Below are 14,880 nucleotides of genomic sequence, written 5' to 3'. Positions count from 1 at the left end.
AGAGAACAGACAGGTGAAGCTCATCAATTGGCGAGCTTTCAGACTTGAGAGTCAGGCCCCGGGCCGCCATTGAGAGCACTGAATGGCCCCTCCGCCGTGATGAGTGGCGGGGAATGGTTGGGTCGGCCCAAGGGTAGAGGCTATAATGCGCGGATGAGAGACAACCTGTCATTCCGTGCCGCGATCGCTGCCCGTCTCGAATTCATCGTCAAGGAATCCTGATTAATGACCCAATGGACGCTCAGCGACGACCCGCACGCGGAACGCGAAGCCCATAAGTACGACAAGCCCATCCCCAGCCGAGAGTTCTTGCTCGACAAGCTGGAAGAGTATGGCAAGCCCATTACCCACGAGAACATGAGCCGCATGCTCGGTTTCGAGGACGAGGAGCAGCAGGAAGCTGTGCGCCGTCGCCTCAATGCCATGGAGCGTGATGGTCAGGTGCTGCGCAATCGTCGCGGTGCCTATGCCCTGATCGACAAGCTGGACCTGATCCGTGGCCGCGTCGTCGGTCATCGCGACGGCTTCGGCTTCCTGGCGCGCGAAGATGGCGTCAAGCCGGACCTCGCCGTGCCGCCGCGCCAGATGCGTCGCGTCTTCCATGGCGATCAGGTGCTGGCTCGCGTCAGCGGCCGTGATCGTCGTGGCCGCGACGAGATCACCATCGTCGAGGTGCTGGCGCGCAATACCCAGACCCTGGTCGGCATCTATCGTCAGTCCGAGCCGGACTTCGGTGTGCTGATTCCCGAGAACTCGCGCATCGCGCAGGAAGTCATCATCCCCAACCGCGTGGCCAATGGTGCCAAGGACGGTCAGGTGGTGTCCGTGCGCATCACTCAGCAGCCCGCCACACGCGTGCAGCCGGTGGGGGAAGTGGTCGAGGTGCTCGGTGAGCGCATGGACCCGGGCATGGAAATCGATATCGCGATCCGTTCCCACGATATCCCCAGTGAATTCCCGCCGGAAGTCGAAGACCAGATCTCGACCATCTCCGCCGAGGTGCTGGAAGAAGACAAGAAGGGCCGTATCGACCTGCGCGAGACGCCGCTGGTCACCATCGATGGCGAAGACGCGAAGGACTTCGATGACGCCGTCTGTGCCTGGCAGGACGACAATGGCAACTGGAAGCTGCTGGTCGCCATCGCCGACGTCTCCCACTACGTGCGTGGCGGCAGTCCGCTGGATCAGGAAGGCTATGTGCGCGGCAACTCGGTGTATTTCCCGGGTCAGGTCGTGCCGATGCTGCCGGAGCTGCTCTCCAACGGTCTGTGCTCGCTCAACCCGCATGTCGATCGTCTGACGCTGGTCTGTGAACTGACCATCTCTGCCAGCAGTGGCGAGATGCTCGACTATCGCTTCTTCGAAGCCGTGATTCGTTCACATGCTCGCCTGACCTACGAGAAGGTCGGCACCATGCTGACCGACCCGGAAAGTGAGGAAGGTCAGGCACTGTGCCAGCAGTACAATGAACTGCTGCCGTCGCTGCACAACCTGCACGCGCTGTATGGCGTGCTGCGCAAGGCGCGTGACAAGCGCGGTGCCATCGATTTCGAGACCACCGAAACGCAGATCCTGTTCAACGATGAGCGCAAGATCGAGCAGATCGTGCCGCGTACTCGCAACGACGCGCACAAGCTGATCGAGGAATGCATGCTGGCGGCCAACGTCGCGACGGCACGCTTCCTGGATGAGCACGATCTCCCGGCCCTCTATCGTGTCCACAAGCAGCCGGCACCGGAGCGTCTGAACAACCTGCGCGCCTTCCTGGGTGAGCTGGGTCTGACGCTGGAAGGCGGCGACGAGCCGGCACCCAAGGACTTCCAGGCACTGCGTGCCTCGATCGCCGAGCGTCCGGACCTCGACATCATCCAGACCGTGATGTTGCGCAGCATGACCCAGGCGGTCTACTCGCCGCAGAACGAAGGTCACTTCGGTCTGGCCTACGATGCCTACGCGCACTTCACCTCGCCGATCCGTCGTTATCCGGATCTGCTGGTGCACCGTGCGATTCGTTCCGTCATCCGTGGTCCGCGCAAGACCGACACCGTGCTGCGCGCCGAAGATGCCGTGACCGAGCGCCCGACCAAGTGGTGCCCGTACACCTTCGAGCAGATGCTCGAGCTGGGTGAGCACTGCTCGATGACCGAGCGCCGCGCCGATGAGGCGACGCGTGACGTCAACGACTGGCTCAAGTGCGAGTTCATGAAGGACAAGGTCGGGGAAGTGCTGGAAGGCACCGTCGCGGCGGTCACCCAGTTCGGCCTGTTCGTGCGTCTGGATGCCTACTACGTCGAAGGCTTGCTGCATATCTCCTCGCTGCCGTCCGACTACTATCACTACGAGGCCGAGAAGCATCGCCTCAAGGGTGAGCGTGCCGGCGTCAGCTATGGTCTCGGCGATGGCGTCACCGTCCAGGTGGCCCGTGTCGACATGGATGAGCGCAAGATCGACTTCATGCTCAGTGACCCGACGCCGCGTCCCAAGCGCAAGCCACGCAAGGCACGCAGCAGCGAAGGCGACAAGCCGGCAGCCGGCAAGAGCGGTTCCGCCGCCAGCAAGGAAGCCGCCGCCAAGGGACGTCCCGGCAAGCGTGAGCGCGAACGCCTCAAGTCCCTGACCGAGGAAGTCAGTCAGGAAGGCAATGGCAACGCGGCTGCGGCCGAAAAGCCGGCAGGTGAGCGTCCGCCGCGCAAGCCGCGCGGGGAGCGCGGTGAGCGCAGTGATCGCTCGGGCCGTGGAGAGCGCAAGGCCGCCGCTGGCAATGAGCAGCAGCCCGCCGCCGAGGCGCCGGCTGCGGCGCGTCCGGCCGTGCCGAGTGGCCCGGAAGCCGCCGACAGCCCATTCGCGCCGGTCGCGCCGATGGGGGCCGCAGGCAAGGACGACCCGTCGCGCAAGCGGGGTTCGCGCTCGCGCGGGCGTCGCGGTAACGGCCGTAGCTGATTTCGGCTCGGCTCCTCGCGCGTCACTGCATCAGCCCCGGCTCCGGTCGGGGCTGATGCGTTGGGCAGTTGTCAGACTGCACGATTTCAAGGCTGTCGCGTCGGCGGCAGCTCAGTTTCCGTCAATGTGACAGGGCCCGTCGGGTCATCAGTCAGGAAGGCACAATGAGTCAGGACAAGGGGCGCAAGCCCGGCCGCGGCAAGCCCGCCGGCGAGCGTGCTAGCCACGCCAGAAGTGAGCAATCCCGAGGCGAGCGCAGCGGCGCTCAGCGTCATGAGCGTGGCGGGGCACGCAAGGGTGGCGCTCGCGCCGCCGCGCCGAAGATTCCCGGTGGCCTGGAAGCCGTCTATGGCGTGCACGCCGTGGAAGCCTTGCTGGCACGTGACCGCGCACCCAGCGAACTATGGGTGCAGGCGGGCGAGGCCGAGCTGCGCCTGAGCGAGATCATCGAGCAGGCGCGTGCCGCCGGCTCGCGCGTCACCCTCAAGGGGCGCGAAGAGCTGGATGCACTGGCCGTCGGTGGTGGCGCCCATCAGGGGCTGGTCGCGCTGTGTGCGCCGCTGGCCACCGAGAACGAGACCGGCCTCAAGCTGCGTCTCGATGGCTGGTCCCACGCAGAAGCTCCGCTGTTTCTGGTACTGGATTCCGTCACGGATCCGCACAACCTCGGCGCCTGCCTGCGCAGTGCCGATGCCGCGGGCGCCCATGGCGTCATCGTGCCCAAGGACAAGTCGGCCTCACTGAACGCGACCGTGCGCAAGGTGGCCTGTGGGGCCGCGGAAGTGGTGCCGGTCTATCAGGTCACTAACCTGGTCCGCACGCTGGACGCCATGAAGGAAGCCGGTGTCTGGGTGCTGGGCACAGCGGGCGAAGCCGAATCCATGGCCTTCGAAGCCGATTTCACCGGCCCGGTCGCCATCGTGATGGGTGCCGAGGGCAAGGGCATGCGTCGCCTGACCCGCGAGCATTGCGACAGCCTGATCAAGCTGCCGATGGCGGGCAGCGTCTCCAGCCTCAATGTCTCGGTTGCCGCGGGCATCTGCCTGTTCGAGGCCGTGCGTCAGCGCCGCGGCTGAGGCAATTGTCGGCAGGGGATAGTCAGGGGAGGGGCAGGGTAGAAGCAAGAGAGTGGCAAGAGAGTGGCAAGAGAGTGGCAAGAGAGTGGCAAGAGAGAGACGGCCGGCGGAACGGGGCTGGCTGTCTTTCACGGGCCGCTTGCCAAGCCCTTGACTCCTCTCTACAATACTGCGGTTCTGTGAAGTGCAGTCTGCAGTGAATGCGCGGCATGGGGGCACCTGTCCTCGCCCGTGCGCGTCTTTCGTGGCCTTCGGGTCTGAATGGCACAACCGTAGTAATCACTCCACTCCTTGCTTCCCGGCCCGAGACGCGCCGTGGGGGCTGTCAAACCGAAAGGAGCCAAGCCATGCGTCACTACGAGATCGTGTTCATGGTCCACCCGGACCAGAGCGAACAGGTTCCGGCCATGATCGAGCGTTACACCTCCATCGTGACCGAAGCCGGCGGTACTGTGCATCGTCTGGAAGATTGGGGTCGCCGTCACCTGGCCTACCCGATCAACAAGATCCACAAGGCCCACTACGTGCTGATGAACGTCGAAACTACCGGTGAGGTGGTCGAAGAACTCGAAACCATCTTCCGTTTCAACGACGCCGTCATCCGTAACCTGGTTGTGCGTTCAAAGGAAGCGGCCATCGAGCCGTCTCCGATGATGAAGCCGGCTGAAGAGAAGCGTCCGCGTCGCGAAGACAAGCGTGACGAATCCGAAGCTCAAGACGCTAACTGATACCGCACCCCCAGGAGGTCATTGCAATGGCACGTTTTTTCCGTCGTCGCAAGTTCTGCCGCTTCACCGCTGAAGGCGTGAAGCAGATCGACTACAAGGACATCGAAGTCCTGAAGTCTTACATCACCGAGACCGGCAAGATCGTCCCGAGCCGTATCACTGGCACCAAGGCACGCTACCAGCGTCAGCTGGCGACTGCCATCAAGCGTGCTCGCTACCTGGCTCTGCTGCCGTACAGCGACAGCCACCAGTAAGGCGACACCATGATGCTGGCACTGGCACGCTGGGCCATGCGCGGCCCCCTGCAATGCATCGCGATTGCATTGCTGACGGGAATCGTGCCCTGGTTCTTCTGGTTCAGTGCCGCCATCAGTGCGCTGGTCACGCTTCGGCGTGGCCTTGCGCCTGCCGCACCCGTAGTCATCGCCGCCGCCGTTCCGGCCGGTTGGTGGTGGGTACAAGGCGATCCGGTGCCTCTGGCAACCGTATTGCTGGTCACCCTGATGGCAACCCTGTTACGCGCTCGCGTGCGATGGGGTGAGGCGCTGATAGGCGCCAGCCTGACGGCGGCACTGATGGTGCAGTCCGGGATATTCCTGCCACCAGGCGGAGCCGGTCCACTGCTTGAGAGCATTCGCAAGAATGCCCCTGAGCTTGACGCACGCTTGAACGACTTTGCCGCTCAAGGTGTGCCGACTGAACAGCTCGCAGGGCTGGTCATCGGTGGTATTACCGGGTTGGTGGTCCTGCTGGCCGCTACGGGCTGTCTGGCCCTGGCGCGCAGTTGGCAGTCCGGGCTCTATAATCCGGGTGGGTTTCGCAGCGAATTCCATGCCTTTCGGCTGAGTTTGCCCGAAATCCTGATACTGGCAGCCTGCGGGATCATTGGCGTACTGCTCAATGTGCCTGCAGTGCTCCTGCTGATCTGGATACCGCTGCTGGTGGCGGGCATTGCCCTGGTACATGGTTACATCGGGTTAAAGGGGATGAGCGGGTTATGGCTCGTCGGCGTCTATTTCATGATGCTGACCACCTGGCCCACGATTCTGATTTTGCTGCTGTTGGCGCTTGTGGACGTCTTTGCGGATTTTCGCGCACGTCTCGCCGGCAGTCATCGATAAGAGGTTTACGAGATGCAAGTCATTCTGCTCGACAAGATTGGCAAGCTGGGCAACCTGGGTGACCAGGTTTCCGTCAAGGCTGGCTTCGGTCGCAACTACCTGCTGCCGTACGGCCTGGCAGTTCCGGCCACTGCTGAAAACCAGGCAGCTTTCGAAGCTCAGCGCGCTGAGCTGGAAGCACAGGTTGCAGAGCGCAAGACCGAAGCTGAAGCGCGTGCCGCTCAGCTGAACGAAATCGAACTGTCCCTGGTCGCCAAAGCTGGCGAAGAAGGCAAGCTGTTCGGTTCCATCGGTCCGCGTGATCTGGCCGAAGCTATCGCCCAGTCTGGCATCGACATCGCCAAGAGCGAAGTCCGCATGCCGGAAGGCCCGCTGCGCAACACTGGCGAATACGACATCGTGCTGCAGCTGCACGCTGAAGTGACTGCCACTGTCCGTGTGGTCGTGGTCGGCGAGTAATCGCTGATTTACAGTGGCTGGCCGGTGATCCGGTGTGGCGACTGCTGCGGTACCCAAGCCGCCTTTGCATCCTCGATGCGAAGGCGGTTTTTTCATGGGCGCGATTTGTTGTCGGCGTGGCATTTGACTGGTCGCCGGCGAGGCGATGACGCACAAAATCCGGTAGAATGCCTGCCCCCGTCAGGAAGAGGCTTCGGCGTGGGCGCGGCGGTTGGCAGGCTTGCGTCAATGCGTGAAACTAGAAGCCCCCGCGGGCATGTCAGTCATCAGCAGGAGTCAGCCAGGCATGAGCGAGATTCAGGATCAGGATCGCGAGACGGCAGCGCTCAAGGTGCCGCCCAATTCGCTGGAGGCCGAGCAGTCGGTGCTTGGCGGCTTGATGCTGGACAACAGCGCCTGGGATACCGTCTCCGAGCGGCTGGTGGCCGACGATTTCTATCGCTATGAGCATCGTCTCATCTACAACGCCATGTCTCAGCTGGTCGGCGGCAGCCGCCCGCTGGATGTGGTGACGCTGTCCGAGCTGCTGGAAAGTCGTGACCAGCTCGAGTCGGTCGGCGGGCTGGCGACCCTCGCTGAGCTTGCGCGCAACACGCCCTCGGCCAGCAACATCAAGGCCTATGCCGACATCGTTCGCGAGCGCGCCACGCTGCGCAAGCTCATCCAGGCGGCCAACCAGATCGCCGAGAGCTCCTTCAGCCCGCAGGGCCGTGATGCCGATGAGCTGGTCAACGAGGCCGAGCGCCTGGTGTTCCAGATCAGCGAGTCGCGGCCCAAGAGCGGTGGCCCCAAGGGCATGAGTCAGCTGCTGACCGGCGCGGTGGACCGCATCGATGAGCTGTTCAATCTCAAGGGCCAGATGACGGGCCTGTCGACCGGCTTCCGTGATCTCGATGACATGACCTCCGGCCTGCAGCCGTCGGATCTGGTGATCATTGCCGGCCGTCCCTCGATGGGCAAGACCACCTTCGCCATGAACCTGGTCGAGCATGCCGTGGTCTCCGGCGACAAGCCGGTCGCCGTGTTCTCGATGGAGATGCCCGCCGAATCGCTGATGTTGCGCATGATCTCCTCGCTGGGCCGCATCGACCAGACCAAGGTGCGTACCGGCCAGCTGGAAGACGAGGATTGGCCGCGCCTGACCTCGGCGGTCAACCTGCTCAAGGACAAGCAGCTGTTCGTCGATGACACCGCGGCGCTGTCGCCCAACGAGATGCGCTCGCGCTGTCGACGCATGGCGCGTGAGCATGGCGGCATCGGCCTGATCATGATCGATTACCTTCAGCTGATGCAGGTGCCGGGACTTTCCGAGAACCGTACCGCCGAGATCTCCGAGATATCGCGATCGCTGAAGGGCCTGGCCAAGGAATTCGCCTGCCCGGTCGTGGCGCTCTCGCAGCTGAACCGCTCGCTTGAGCAGCGCCCCAACAAGCGCCCGGTAATGTCGGATCTGCGTGAATCCGGCGCCATCGAGCAGGATGCCGATGTCATCGCCTTCGTCTACCGTGATGAGGTCTACAACAAGGACAATCCCGACAACAAGGGACTGGCCGAGCTGATCATCGGCAAGCAGCGTAACGGCCCCATCGGTACCGTTCACATGGCCTTCATCGGCAAGTACACCCGTTTCGAGGACCTGGCGCCCGACAGTTATGGCCAGGCCTTCGCTGAATAACGTGATGCGTACGCGCGTCAATCATGTACCCGGGCGGCGGCATCGCCGTTGCCTCGCAAGACCCGCACTGACGGGGAGGAGATAGCATGGCAGGTGGATTTGGGCGCGGACGCGCACGTACCCCCAAGCTGCAGGGCCGCGGCACGCTGGAGAGCCTGGAGCGTGAAGGGCCCTTCAAGGAATGGCTGGGCATGCCGGACCTCTACCGCTTCACGCTGGTCGTGGAAGGTGAGAGCTACAGCTACCAGACCGAAGACAGTGAAGTGCCGGTGGTAGCCGGCGACATGGTCGTCTTCCGCTACAAGGAGACCAAGGCGGGCAAGTGGATCGACCGCAACTCCCTCGGCAAGGCCATCGACCCCAACTCGCTGTAAGCGTCACCCTGGCGCTTGAGGATCACGCCATGGCGGCTGCCAGGCCGGCATGGCGTGATCCTGTTTTGATCGAGATAGTCGGTATATCGAGTTAGTCGATCTGACGTCTGGCATCCCCTCTGTCGGATGAGGCGCCTCATGCGCCGCGCGGCACCTTTGTCATCCCTCTGTCATATCAGCATGTTCAGATTCTGACATGCTCCCATCCCCGTCCCTGCAAGCCGCTCATGGCCAGCCTGTCGTCGAATCCCGTCATGCACTGGAGGCGTTGTTGCGTCTGCGCCAGGTGAGCATGCATTTCCAGCCCATCGTGTCGTCCAATGGTCGTGAGGTCTTCGCCTATGAGGCGCTGGCGCGCGGGAATGCCGCGGGGCCGCTGGCCTCACCGCTGACGATGTTCTCGGCGGCGCGCGAGCACGGCCGCCTGGTGGAGCTCGACAGCCTGTGTCGCGAGCGTGCGCTCGAGCAATGGTCGATGCTGGGCCTGACGGAGCGGCTGTTCATCAACGTATCTCCCGATGTGCTGCTGGATGGCGCCCACTCGCCCGGCCTGACGCGTCGCCTGCTGCGGCGCTTCGGCCTGCGTCCGCATCAGGTGGTGATCGAGCTGACCGAGCAGACGCCGGGGCTGGATTCGGCGCTGATGCGGGAAGCCGTCAGCCACTATCAATCGATGGGCTTCGCCATCGCGCTGGATGATCTCGGGGAGGGCTATGCCAGCCTCAAGCTGTGGTCGTCGGTGCAGCCGGACTTCGTCAAGATCGACCGTCACTTCATCAGTGGCATCCATGCCGACCCGCTCAAGCGGCGCTTCGTGCGCTCGATCATCGATATCGCCCACGGCAGTGGCAGTCAGGTGATCGCCGAGGGTATCGAGCATGAGGCGGAAATGGAATGCGTGCGCCAGCTGGGGGCCGACTACCTGCAGGGCTGGTTGTTCGCGCCAGCCGAGGCCGACCCGCTTGGCCAGCGCGCTGCGCTCGACCGGCATCTGCGCCAGCTGAGTCGCAGGCTGCAGCAGCGCCCGCCGCCTGGCCGCAGCATCGGCAGTCTGGCGCGCGCCGTGACGCCGGTGCAGCAGGATGTCACCGTCAATGAGGTCGCCCAGCGTCTGCATGCCGAGCAGGAGGTGATGTCGCTGGCCGTGGTGGACGAGCAACAACGACCGGTGGGCCTGATCATCCGCCATCGCCTGCTGGGGCTGCTGAGCCAGCGCTTCGGGCCGGAACTGCATGCGCGTCGTATGATCCACGAGGTCATGCAGTCCAGTCCGCTGCGCGTCGAGGCAGATGAAGCGCTGGAGCGCGTCTCGGCCAAGGTGACCGGCCGCGAAGGCAGTGATCGCGATGAGGACTTCATCATCACGCGGGGCGGGCGCTATCAGGGACTGGGACGCACCCTGGATCTGCTGCGCATCATTACGGAGCTGCAGGTGGCGAGCGCCGAGGAGGCCAACCCACTGACGCGCCTGCCGGGCAACGGGCCGATCGAGCGTCAGTTGCTCGAGTGCGTGGCTGGAGCGGGCTTGGGCGAGGGCTTGCGAGAGGACTTGCGAGAGGACCGCAACGCGCGCAGTGCCGAATGGGCCGCGATCTATCTGGATCTCGACAACTTCAAGCCCTTCAATGACCGCTTCGGCCACGCGCAGGGCGACCGCATGTTGCTGGCGCTGGCGACGGTATTGCGCGATGCGCTGCAGGAGGGTGACTTTCTCGGCCATGTCGGCGGCGATGATTTCGTGATGACGCTGTGCATGACCGAATCTCACCGGGCACTGCGCCTGACAGCGCTCGAGCAACGTCTGGCTGGCCTGCAGTCGGCATTCCAGCATGCGGTCGCCAGCCTGTATCCGGCCGATGTGCTGGCAGCGGGAGGCTTTCAGGGCCACGACCGCTTCGGCACCACGCGCTTCTTTCCGCTGACGCGACTGTCACTGGTAGCGCTGCATGGTCTTGCCGGGTGCGAGACGACCCGGATCGCCGCGCGCTGGAGCGAGCTCAAGAGCGAGGCCAAGGCGCGGGACTCCGGGCGAGTCATCGAGGCGTGTGCCTCACCAGTGCAGTGATCTCTGCCTGCGAGTCACTCAATCGTCATCCGCCTGCCCCATGACTGTCATCGCTGGCCATCAGTCTGGCGTGAAGCCTTGAAGTTCATCCTGAAGTGTCGGGCTGCTCGGATGCCTGAGTCGCCCAGCCCCTGTTTTCACGGGCTATCCTTGTACCACGTCGTCGTCTTACGGCCTTACCATGCGCAGTCCCCTGGATGCGCAGGAGTCTTTACATGTCCAGAACCGCCAGCATCTTCACGCCGTCCGCCATCTTTACCAGCAATCTGCAATCCTTGATGGCCGAATACCCTGCACTGGAGGCGCGTGTGATCAGTCATGCCGCCAGTCGTTTCTATCAGGTCCAGCTGGTGCTGGAAGCCGCCGGCGAAGAAGAGGAGGAGCGCAGTGAGCTGCTGATGAAGCGCGGCAAGCCGATGCTGTTCCGCTCGCTGGAGGATGTCTACAGCGAGCTCAAGCGGGGCGGGATGTCACGGGCGTGGCTGGTCTCGCAGGTCGCCAATGACGAGATGATCGGCCGCCCGCCACAGTACCATCAACCCTTGAACTCGCGTATCCCGTTGAGCTTCTGAGCCCGCGCCTCCTGGCTCAGGTGTGCTTTTGAGGCACCCAGCGGCCAATGCGCTCGCGATGGCGGGCGAAGAAGCGGTAACTCAAGTCCATCAGCGGGCGCAGGCCCGGCAGCAGCGACAGGCGCACCAGGCGCCGGTAGCCGAGTACCGCATAGAGTGCTCGGCTGGCATCCATGCCGACATACCACTCCCCGCGTGCGTCCTGCACATGCAGACGTCCCATCATCGTCTCGAAGCTCAAGCCCAGCGCCTGAGGCGAGAAATCTGGTGCACGGATATCCACCGTTCTGACCCGCTCCCGCCCGGGATGCCTGGCCAGCCAGGCGACCTCGCGCTGGCACAGGGGACACTTGCCATCGTGATAGAGCGTGACCGGTGCGCTGGCTTGCCAGATGCGACTCATGAGGATTCCTTGTCGGTCGTGAGACTGGAGGGTGCGGCGTAGTAACCGGCGCGATGGGCATCACTGCCATAGTCCGCGGCGCTGTCGAGGCGAGCCAGAAAGGCGTCGGCCTGTTGCAGCAGGGCTTCGCGCTTGTCGTCCTTCATGCGTCGCCAGCTGCCGTAGACCAGTGACATGCGCGTATTGCGTGACAATGCCTCGCGATGGCGCTCGATGAAGTGCCAGTAGAGGCTGTTGAACGGGCAGGCATGCGGGCCGGTGACCTTCTTCGGCGAGTACTGACACCTGTCGCAGTGATTGGACATGCGGTCGATGTACTTGCCCGAGGCGCAGTAGGGCTTGGAGCCCATCAGGCCGCCATCGGCATGCAGCACCATGCCCAGCGTATTGGGCAGCTCGACCCATTCACAGGCGTCCACATAGACCGCCAGATACCAGTCGCATAGCGCCTCGGGCTTCACGCCGCACAGCAGCGCGAAGTTGCCCGTGACCATCAGGCGACGAATATGGTGGGCGTAGGCATGCTCGCGGGTGCTGGCGATGGCCTGATCCAGACAGCGCATGCCGCTGTCCCCCGTCCAGAAGAATTCCGGCAGGTTGCGGCTGGCTTCCAGCCGGTTCTCGCGCTTGTAGCCGGGCATGCGCGTCCAGTAGATGCCGCGCACATATTCTCGCCAGCCGAGTATCTGACGAATGAACCCCTCCGCCGAGTTGATCGGCACCTCGCCGCGCCGCCAGGCAGCATCCACTGCGCTGCAGACCTCCTGCGGGCTCAAGAGCCCGATATTGAGCGCGGCAGACAGGCGTGAATGGAACAGGAAGGGATCGCTGTCCTCGATGGCATCCTGATAGCGGCCGAAGTCCGCCAGGCAGTGATCGAGAAAATGCGCGAGGTCAGAGCGAGCCTGGGCGCGGTTGACGGCCCAGTTGAAGTTCTCGAGGCTGCCGAAGTGGCGTTCCTTGTCACTGGCCTGCTCCCCGAAGCGCGCCGCGACCAGCGCCAGTACCTCGCTGGTCGTCGCATCTTCGTGATGGGCATGCACCGGCGGCGGTGGGGCGTGGAAGTCGTCTGGAATCGGTTCGCGGTTGTCGTGGTCGTGGTTGAACTTGCCGCCGGCGGGTTCGCTGCCTTCCATCAGCAGGTCGGTGTCACGGCGTTGCTCGCGATAGAAGTACTCCATGCGCAGTTGCTTGCGGCCCTCGGCCCAGCCGGCGAAGGCTGCCGGCGTGGTGAAGAAGCGTGTGTCCTCGAGGACTTCCCAGCGCACGCTGCCGGCCTCGCGCCGCGCCAGAAAGTCGTCCAGCAGCCGCCACTCGCCTGGGCGGGTCACCAGCACGCCATCACATTGATACAGGTCGGCCAGACGCTCTGCCTCGCTGGCAAGGCGCTGGAGGTTGTCCGGGTCCTCCAGTCGGCTTTCATGTACCTGCCAGCCACACTCCCTGAGTTCCTGGGCGTGATGGCGCATCGCGGCCAGCATCATCGCGATCTTGTGCGGGTGGTGCGGCACGTAGCGGCCTTCCTCCTCGACCTCGCAGAAGGCGATCACGCTGTCGGCGGGTGCCTGCTTGAGGCTTGCCAGCTCATGGCTGAGCTGGTCGCCGAGGATCAGCACCAATGGCCGCGCCAAGTCATGACGCGTCGCCAGGCGCAGGGTAGCGGGAGTGGTATCGGGCACGAGGACTCCGGAGGGGTTGTGACAATAATTGTCTTAAAGCTATACAAATCGTGATGATAGTATAACTTCATCCCTCACGCACAGGGCGAGCTGGTAATATGACTGCGCTGTCGTGAAGTTGGCTGCGCTGCGGTGAAAGTGGATACGCTGCCGCTTTACCTCTCTTCTTGCCCCTAGTCAGGAGTCCATCATCCATGAGTACCCCGCGTTTTGGCGTCATGCTGGTCAATCTCGGCACCCCCGATGCCCCGACCCCCAAGGCGGTGCGCCGTTACCTCGCGGAGTTTCTTGGTGATGTGCGCGTGATCGACCTGCCGCGTCTGCTCTGGCTGCCGATTCTGCATGGCCTGGTGTTGACGACGCGTCCCAAGAAGGTGGCCGAGGCCTACGCCTCGGTGTGGACGGAAGACGGCTCGCCGCTGATGGCCATCGGCAAGCGTCAGCGCGCCGCGCTGGAAGCACGCCTGGCCGAGTCACTGGGCGAGGATATTCCCGTCGAACTGGCGATGACCTACGGCAAGCCGACCATGGAAGAGGTGGGGCGCAAGCTCGCCAGCTGCGGTGCCGACCGCATGCTGATCCTGCCGCTCTATCCGCAGTTTTCGCGCACGACCACCGCCGCGGTCTTCGATCGCCTGGCGCGCGCACTCAAGCCGTGCCCGCATCTGCCGGAGCTGCGTTTCGTGCGCGACTATCACGACCACCCGGATTACATCGCGGCGCTGGCCACCAGCGTGCGTGAGCACTGGGAGAAGGAAGGTCGGCGTGGCAAGCGCCTGCTGATGAGCTATCACGGCATTCCCAAGCGCTATGCCACCGCAGGCGACCCCTATCCGACGCAATGCGAGCGCACCAGCCAGTTGCTGGCCGAGGCGCTGGGGCTTGGTGACGATGAGTGGGCGATGACCTATCAGTCGCGCTTCGGCAAGGCCGAGTGGCTCAAGCCGTACACCGATGAAACGCTGAAGGCGTGGGGCGGTGAAGGGCTGGAAAGCGTCGATGTCATCTCGCCGGCCTTCGCGGCTGACTGTCTCGAGACGCTGGAAGAGCTGGAGGAAGAGAACCGCGGCTACTTCACCGAATCCGGTGGTGGCGACTTCCGCTACATTCCGGCGCTCAATGACCGCAGTGACCATATCGATCTGCTCGAGGCGCTGTGTCGCCAGCATACTCAGGGCTGGTAACGAGCAGGCCCGTCATACTGCCATTGCCCGAGAAATGAAAACGCCCCACCAGTCATCACTGGTGGGGCGTTTTCATGTTGCTGGCCTGCTGTTCGTGAATCCGCTCCTGCGAATCAGCGCTCGTGAATCTGCTCTCGTGGCTTGGCCCCGCTTGATGAGAGCCTGCCTGGCGAGAGCCGAGTGACGATCACGGCAGGCGGGATTCGCTGGCCTCGGCGTTGACCTCGTCCGGCTCCTCGGCGACTTCGAGTCGCTCCGGCACGTTGCGTGTGCGGCTGTCCGCCACCAGCTTCTGGTGCAGCGCCGCCTTGGACAGCAGGTGAGCGGTCACGGGGGCGGTGATGAACAGGAAGATGGACACCAGCATTTCCTGAAAGCTGAAGTGGCCGGTGGTGGCGCGGAAATAGATCATCGACGCCATCAGCACGCAGCCGACCCCCAGCGTGGTGGTCTTGCTGGGGCCGTGCAGGCGCATGTAGAAGTCCTTGAGGTGCGTCAGTCCCAGAGAGCCGATGAAGGCAAACAGGCCGCCGGCAACCAGGAAGAAGGCGATCACGCCTTCGAGGACAGGATAGAACCAGGTGGGCATGGGGAGTCTCCGCTC

At 63.6% G+C, this 14,880-nt stretch carries 14 protein-coding genes; 11 read left to right on the top strand and 3 right to left on the bottom strand.

Going from position 1 to position 14,880, the window contains the following annotated elements; translation table 11 throughout:
• The first annotated feature begins 225 nt into the window (after nt 1-225).
• The 10 genes from rnr (at nt 226) to ACJJV2_RS15460 (ending at nt 11,010) form a co-directional block, all read left to right on the top strand.
• Nucleotides 226-2,940 carry a ribonuclease R gene (gene rnr / locus ACJJV2_RS15505; protein ID WP_405282084.1) on the top strand — a complete coding sequence of 905 codons (2,715 nt, stop codon included), beginning with the start codon at nt 226-228 and terminating at the stop codon, nt 2,938-2,940.
• Between the two features lie 164 nt (nt 2,941-3,104).
• Entirely contained in the window at nt 3,105-4,016 is a 912-nt protein-coding gene (gene rlmB, locus ACJJV2_RS15500; RefSeq protein ID WP_353888910.1) for a 23S rRNA (guanosine(2251)-2'-O)-methyltransferase RlmB, read from the top strand.
• A 347-nt stretch (nt 4,017-4,363) separates the two neighbouring features.
• Nucleotides 4,364-4,744 (top strand): 30S ribosomal protein S6, encoded by a 381-nt coding sequence (gene rpsF / locus ACJJV2_RS15495; protein WP_043334756.1) that lies wholly within the window; start codon nt 4,364-4,366, stop codon nt 4,742-4,744.
• Nucleotides 4,745-4,770: 26 nt separating this feature from the next.
• Complete coding sequence (gene rpsR / locus ACJJV2_RS15490) at nt 4,771-4,998, top strand: 30S ribosomal protein S18 (RefSeq protein WP_024952281.1); 228 nt, start codon at nt 4,771-4,773, stop codon at nt 4,996-4,998.
• A 12-nt stretch (nt 4,999-5,010) separates the two neighbouring features.
• Nucleotides 5,011-5,865: a hypothetical protein gene (locus ACJJV2_RS15485; RefSeq protein WP_043334783.1), complete on the top strand. Its 855-nt coding sequence runs from the start codon at nt 5,011-5,013 to the stop codon at nt 5,863-5,865.
• A gap of 12 nt (nt 5,866-5,877) precedes the next feature.
• The gene (gene rplI / locus ACJJV2_RS15480) at nt 5,878-6,324 is read left to right on the top strand and encodes a 50S ribosomal protein L9 (protein ID WP_043334754.1); all 447 of its coding nucleotides are present in this window, start codon (nt 5,878-5,880) and stop codon (nt 6,322-6,324) included.
• Nucleotides 6,325-6,610: 286 nt separating this feature from the next.
• Nucleotides 6,611-7,999 (top strand): replicative DNA helicase, encoded by a 1,389-nt coding sequence (gene dnaB / locus ACJJV2_RS15475; protein WP_165873876.1) that lies wholly within the window; start codon nt 6,611-6,613, stop codon nt 7,997-7,999.
• 86 nt (nt 8,000-8,085) lie between these two features.
• On the top strand, nt 8,086-8,373 hold the full coding sequence (locus ACJJV2_RS15470) for a hypothetical protein (protein WP_043334752.1): 288 nt from the start codon (nt 8,086-8,088) through the stop codon (nt 8,371-8,373).
• A 196-nt stretch (nt 8,374-8,569) separates the two neighbouring features.
• The gene (locus ACJJV2_RS15465) at nt 8,570-10,438 is read left to right on the top strand and encodes a bifunctional diguanylate cyclase/phosphodiesterase (protein ID WP_405282080.1); all 1,869 of its coding nucleotides are present in this window, start codon (nt 8,570-8,572) and stop codon (nt 10,436-10,438) included.
• A gap of 215 nt (nt 10,439-10,653) precedes the next feature.
• Complete coding sequence (locus tag ACJJV2_RS15460; protein ID WP_405282079.1) at nt 10,654-11,010, top strand: DUF6482 family protein; 357 nt, start codon at nt 10,654-10,656, stop codon at nt 11,008-11,010.
• 16 nt (nt 11,011-11,026) lie between these two features.
• Here ACJJV2_RS15460 and ACJJV2_RS15455 read toward each other — a convergent pair whose 3' ends face one another.
• Entirely contained in the window at nt 11,027-11,413 is a 387-nt protein-coding gene (locus ACJJV2_RS15455) for a thiol-disulfide oxidoreductase DCC family protein (protein ID WP_054555274.1), read from the bottom strand.
• Nucleotides 11,410-13,044, bottom strand: coding sequence for a cryptochrome/photolyase family protein (locus ACJJV2_RS15450; protein WP_405282255.1), 1,635 nt, complete (start codon nt 13,042-13,044; stop codon nt 11,410-11,412). The genes ACJJV2_RS15455 and ACJJV2_RS15450 overlap by 4 nt, the downstream gene beginning before the upstream one ends.
• 242 nt (nt 13,045-13,286) lie before the next feature.
• Between ACJJV2_RS15450 and hemH the strand changes: the two genes are divergently transcribed.
• Nucleotides 13,287-14,276 (top strand): ferrochelatase, encoded by a 990-nt coding sequence (gene hemH, locus ACJJV2_RS15445; RefSeq protein ID WP_405282077.1) that lies wholly within the window; start codon nt 13,287-13,289, stop codon nt 14,274-14,276.
• A 187-nt stretch (nt 14,277-14,463) separates the two neighbouring features.
• Here the strand turns inward: hemH and ACJJV2_RS15440 are convergent, their stop codons facing one another.
• Nucleotides 14,464-14,865, bottom strand: coding sequence for a Na+/H+ antiporter subunit G (locus ACJJV2_RS15440; protein WP_054555276.1), 402 nt, complete (start codon nt 14,863-14,865; stop codon nt 14,464-14,466).
• Nucleotides 14,866-14,880: the final 15 nt, after the last annotated feature.

The organism is Cobetia sp. Ld8 (assembly GCF_045066615.1).
Taxonomy (GTDB): Bacteria; Pseudomonadota; Gammaproteobacteria; order Pseudomonadales; family Halomonadaceae; genus Cobetia; species Cobetia amphilecti.
Note: the sequence above shows the minus strand (reverse complement) of the source record. Positions and strands in the feature narration are given on the sequence as shown.

Excerpts from the sequence above, each read along its gene's own strand:
- rnr (WP_405282084.1), top strand. The coding sequence starts at position 226 with ATGACCCAATGGACGCTCAGCGACGACCCGCACGCGGAACGCGAAGCC.
- rlmB (WP_353888910.1), top strand. The coding sequence starts at position 3,105 with ATGAGTCAGGACAAGGGGCGCAAGCCCGGCCGCGGCAAGCCCGCCGGC.
- rpsF (WP_043334756.1), top strand. The coding sequence starts at position 4,364 with ATGCGTCACTACGAGATCGTGTTCATGGTCCACCCGGACCAGAGCGAA.
- rpsR (WP_024952281.1), top strand. The coding sequence starts at position 4,771 with ATGGCACGTTTTTTCCGTCGTCGCAAGTTCTGCCGCTTCACCGCTGAA.
- ACJJV2_RS15485 (WP_043334783.1), top strand. The coding sequence starts at position 5,011 with ATGCTGGCACTGGCACGCTGGGCCATGCGCGGCCCCCTGCAATGCATC.
- rplI (WP_043334754.1), top strand. The coding sequence starts at position 5,878 with ATGCAAGTCATTCTGCTCGACAAGATTGGCAAGCTGGGCAACCTGGGT.
- dnaB (WP_165873876.1), top strand. The coding sequence starts at position 6,611 with ATGAGCGAGATTCAGGATCAGGATCGCGAGACGGCAGCGCTCAAGGTG.
- ACJJV2_RS15470 (WP_043334752.1), top strand. The coding sequence starts at position 8,086 with ATGGCAGGTGGATTTGGGCGCGGACGCGCACGTACCCCCAAGCTGCAG.
- ACJJV2_RS15465 (WP_405282080.1), top strand. The coding sequence starts at position 8,570 with ATGCTCCCATCCCCGTCCCTGCAAGCCGCTCATGGCCAGCCTGTCGTC.
- ACJJV2_RS15460 (WP_405282079.1), top strand. The coding sequence starts at position 10,654 with ATGTCCAGAACCGCCAGCATCTTCACGCCGTCCGCCATCTTTACCAGC.
- ACJJV2_RS15455 (WP_054555274.1), bottom strand. The coding sequence starts at position 11,413 with ATGAGTCGCATCTGGCAAGCCAGCGCACCGGTCACGCTCTATCACGAT.
- hemH (WP_405282077.1), top strand. The coding sequence starts at position 13,287 with ATGAGTACCCCGCGTTTTGGCGTCATGCTGGTCAATCTCGGCACCCCC.
- ACJJV2_RS15440 (WP_054555276.1), bottom strand. The coding sequence starts at position 14,865 with ATGCCCACCTGGTTCTATCCTGTCCTCGAAGGCGTGATCGCCTTCTTC.